This window comes from Falsigemmobacter intermedius (genome assembly GCF_004054105.1).
In the GTDB taxonomy this organism is placed as follows: Bacteria; Pseudomonadota; Alphaproteobacteria; order Rhodobacterales; family Rhodobacteraceae; genus Wagnerdoeblera; species Wagnerdoeblera intermedia.
This window is the reverse complement of record NZ_SBLC01000097.1, coordinates 1-3,594: the sequence shown is the minus strand read 5'-3', so window position 1 is coordinate 3,594 and position 3,594 is coordinate 1. Positions and strand designations below refer to the sequence as shown.

General features: G+C 57.7%; 4 protein-coding genes. 3 read left to right on the top strand and 1 reads right to left on the bottom strand.

What is annotated here, in order from left to right:
- Positions 1-309: 309 nt before the first annotated feature.
- From EP867_RS19105 to EP867_RS19095, 3 genes are all read left to right on the top strand, one after another.
- On the top strand, positions 310-612 hold the full coding sequence (locus EP867_RS19105) for a type II toxin-antitoxin system RelE/ParE family toxin (RefSeq protein ID WP_128491027.1): 303 nt from the start codon (positions 310-312) through the stop codon (positions 610-612).
- On the top strand, positions 602-898 hold the full coding sequence (locus EP867_RS19100; RefSeq protein ID WP_128491026.1) for an addiction module antidote protein: 297 nt from the start codon (positions 602-604) through the stop codon (positions 896-898). The genes EP867_RS19105 and EP867_RS19100 overlap by 11 nt, the downstream gene beginning before the upstream one ends.
- Positions 899-1,262: 364 nt before the next feature.
- On the top strand, positions 1,263-2,249 hold the full coding sequence (locus tag EP867_RS19095) for a glycoside hydrolase family 3 N-terminal domain-containing protein (protein WP_128491025.1): 987 nt from the start codon (positions 1,263-1,265) through the stop codon (positions 2,247-2,249).
- Here EP867_RS19095 and EP867_RS19090 read toward each other — a convergent pair.
- Positions 2,246-3,442, bottom strand: a complete 1,197-nt coding sequence (locus tag EP867_RS19090; RefSeq protein ID WP_128491024.1) for a PAN domain-containing protein — start codon at positions 3,440-3,442, stop codon at positions 2,246-2,248. The two genes, EP867_RS19095 and EP867_RS19090, sit on opposite strands and share 4 nt — an antisense overlap.
- Positions 3,443-3,594 lie beyond the last annotated feature (152 nt).

Sequence of the window (3,594 nt, the reverse complement as noted above, 5' to 3'; positions counted from 1 at the left end):
GAAACCGCGTCGAGGCCAGAGTGGATCGCGGCAAACTGCCCGGCCAGCGCCTGGCTATCCCTGACCTCAACGGACAGGCGGGCCATCTGGCCGCCCCTGACGACCTCACCGCCCTTGGAAGGCCGGTCACAAAGCGCGCAGCATAGGTCTATTCATGCAAAGCTGAACCTCAGGCATTGACTGAGGAAGGGTGGATAACGGTGGGTAGTCTCGCACAGAATCAAACGCTGAGCTTCTTTGCCAGCGCAACTGTGCCTGGATGTGTATCTTTGAGTTTACATCGTGCGGCATGTAGCCTATAAGATACGCATGTCCTACGAAGTCCAACTCACCAAGGAGTTCTCAGCCTGGCTTGAGGACATCAAAGACGCCAGAGCGGTTGCGCGTGTGGCTGCACGTATCGAACGGCTTGCATATGGGCTTTTGGGAGACGCTAAAGTCTTCGACGGAATTGGTGAGCTTCGCATCGACTACGGTCCAGGTTACAGGATCTACTTCTGTCGTCGGGGCGGTAAGCTTTACATCCTGCTGTGCGGCGGCACCAAAGGGACTCAGGCGCGTGATATCGATCGGGCAAGGCGAATGGCTAAGGAGATCGGCTATGACCATTGAAACGACTGCCTTTGATGCCGCACTTTATCTGGGGAGTGATGAAGCAGTGGCTGAGTTCATGGCGGATGCGCTGGAAAGCGGTGATGCGGGTTATATCGCTCACGCCTTGGGCGTTATCGCACGGGCAAAGGGGATGACCCAGCTCGCAGCTGAAACCGGCCTCAGCCGCGAATCTCTTTACAAGGCACTCTCCCCTAGCGGAAATCCGACGCTCACAACTCTTCTCAGCGTTATGAAAGCGATGAATCTGCGCCTGGATGCCCGGCCGATTACGCATCAGGCCTGAGCAAACAGAAAACTGCGCAGCAGCAGCTTGCGACGCCTCGGAAGATTGTTGCGCTGAGACATGAAAGACTGCGGCTGCATTACTTTCCGCACCCGGCTAACAGGGGGTGAGACGATGAGCCGAACTGGTGATCGGAATTGTATCACGCCAATCTCGAGTGATACGATAATACCGCCGTTGAGCCTTGAAACAGGGCCGTGTGTTCGGCAGTCTGAGAACCTGGATCACCATTGAAAGCCGCATAAGCGGATGGAGCCAGACCCTGAGCAGCACTCTCACTCGTCGCGGGTTTCTTACCGCATCCGCCTTGTCCCTGGCGACCGGACCCGGCCTTGCGGGGACTGTCGTCTCGCCGGGTCCATTGATGGTGGTCGGATATCGCGGGCGCGCTGCGGGAGATGGCGATGTCGACCTGATATGTCATATGCTGGAACGGCGGCAGATTGGCGGCGTCCTGCTGCTGCGTCGGAACATCTCATCGCCGGACCAGCTCTCACGACTGTCCCGCGCGCTCCGGGACGCGGCTGGCGATCTGCCACCTATCATCGCGATTGATCAGGAAGGCGGAAGGGTGTCGCGGGTCGGCCCCGAAAATGGCTTTCTGCAGTGGCATTCTGCGGCAGCACTGGCCCGGAAAGCGCTGAGTGCGGCGGAGCTTCAGGCCTATTGGGCGGAGCGAGCCTGGGAGCTCTCTGCCGCCGGGGTGAACGTCAATTTCGCTCCGGTGGTAGACCTCAACGTCAATACGGCAAGCCCGGTGATCGGCAGACTCGGTCGGGCATTCGCCCGCGATCCGGAGTCGGTCATTCTCCATGCGAGGGCGTTCGTCGAGGCGCACAGGCAGGCAGGGGTGCGAACGACCTTAAAGCATTTTCCAGGCCACGGCAGCGCAGCAACCGACAGCCACATCGATACCGCCGATGTCACTCTGACATGGCGAGAGAACGAACTGATCCCCTATCAGGCGATCGCCAGGGCCGGCCTGGCGGAAGGCGTGATGGTCGGACATCTGCTGCATCATGGCTTCTCAGATACACCCTGGCTGCCGACGTCACTCTCCGTCTCGGCAACGCGCTGGTTGCGGAACAATATGGGGCCGCAAATCCCAACCTTTACCGATGATCTGCAAATGACGGCTGTCGAGGCGCTGATGCCTCTTGAGACAGCTGTGCTGACCGCGATGCGCGCCGAACACAGTTTTATCGTCTGGTCCAACTATCGCCGGACGGATCGACTGGAACATACGGCCGAGGTTCTGCGCGCCGTCGAAACGAAGCTTAATGCAGAAGATTACACCCTGCTTCTGCGTCAACTGGCGCTCTCCGCCGATTATCGCAATACCCTGCGCTAAGGACGATTTTTCACGCCTGAGATTGCACCCACAAACTTTGTGATCCGGCCGACCGAATACTTCGGGTAACAGGTGTTTGTTTTTCCGTTCCAGGTAAATGCGGTGCACTGGCTGGACCCATAGCAGGCGCGCCGGCATTCATCGAGGGTTGTATGAGGCATGCCTCTGGGCAGAATGTCATTGCCGCTGAAGTCCGTTGCCGTGACTTCTATAAAGGGGCGATCGAAAATACCCTTGTTCATCCGGCTGAAATCCACCACTCCGGAAGTGATCCCAACCGCCATAGAAATATTCTCCACAGCAGCTTTAGGCCAGCACCACCGCGTCTCATGCACATAGCTCCAGGCCGCACACCCCGGCATGCCACGACAAAGTTGCTCGCATTGGCCAACAGAGATATTTCGTTGCCCTTTGGGCAAAATATCCGATCCAAAGAAATCCGTGCTGGTAAAGCGGTCATGGCGACCACCCCGCTCTGGCACGGTGGAGGGCGGCGGAGCCGGGGGCGGCACTGAGGCTGCCACTGATGGCAATGTCTGCGACGGCTCTGGTCGCGCCGCCGCTTCAGGATTTTGCGAGAGAAAGCTCTCGATTTCCCCGGTCAGGCGCAGAAAGTCAGGATTCTCGGCATCCCGTGCCAGCCGCTGCTTTTCATCGGACGTAAAGTAGTGGATTTCGGCCGTGCCGAACATTTTCTCATAGACGAATGGCGGTGTATCAAGCTCATTCAATATCCCAATGACCTCAGCCGCCGTATACTGGGTCTGGGCCTGGGCCACAGACAGGGTTGCGGCGCGGTCGCCCTGAGGACTGTAGAACTGGTGAACGCCGAGATGCCCACCTGCCTTTCGCTGAGCGCCGCCGAAGAACATATTTGCGCAGGAACTTTCACAGCTCAGGGCGTTTGGAACATAGCTTGCTATGCTCTTGTCCCGCAGAATTGCGGCCATTTGCAGGCCTTCGTAAAGGTTGCCCCCTGCAGAACCCATAACAACGGCTTTGATCTCGTGTTCGCGCAGCGCGCGCCGTAGTTCAAAACTGTCAGACTTTCCGATTTCGCCGGTCAGCAGAAGCACCTGCGGCATCCGGGCGTCATAGGAAAACGCGCCATAGCTGATGACATCAGGTTCAGCTGAACTCGCCGGAAAAGCGAGAAGCGCAGACAGAGCAATATTTCGAAAAAATCTGAGCACCCCATCAACTCCCGGAAACGAGACCGAACCATAAGGCGAGTGTTAGATCTCAATGCGCGCCGGTCAACAGGTGTTAGCAACTGTATCTCTGGCATTGCCAAGTTATTTTCACCTGGTGTGTTGCAGTCTGTGTGAAGCCGGTCACGCGGTCA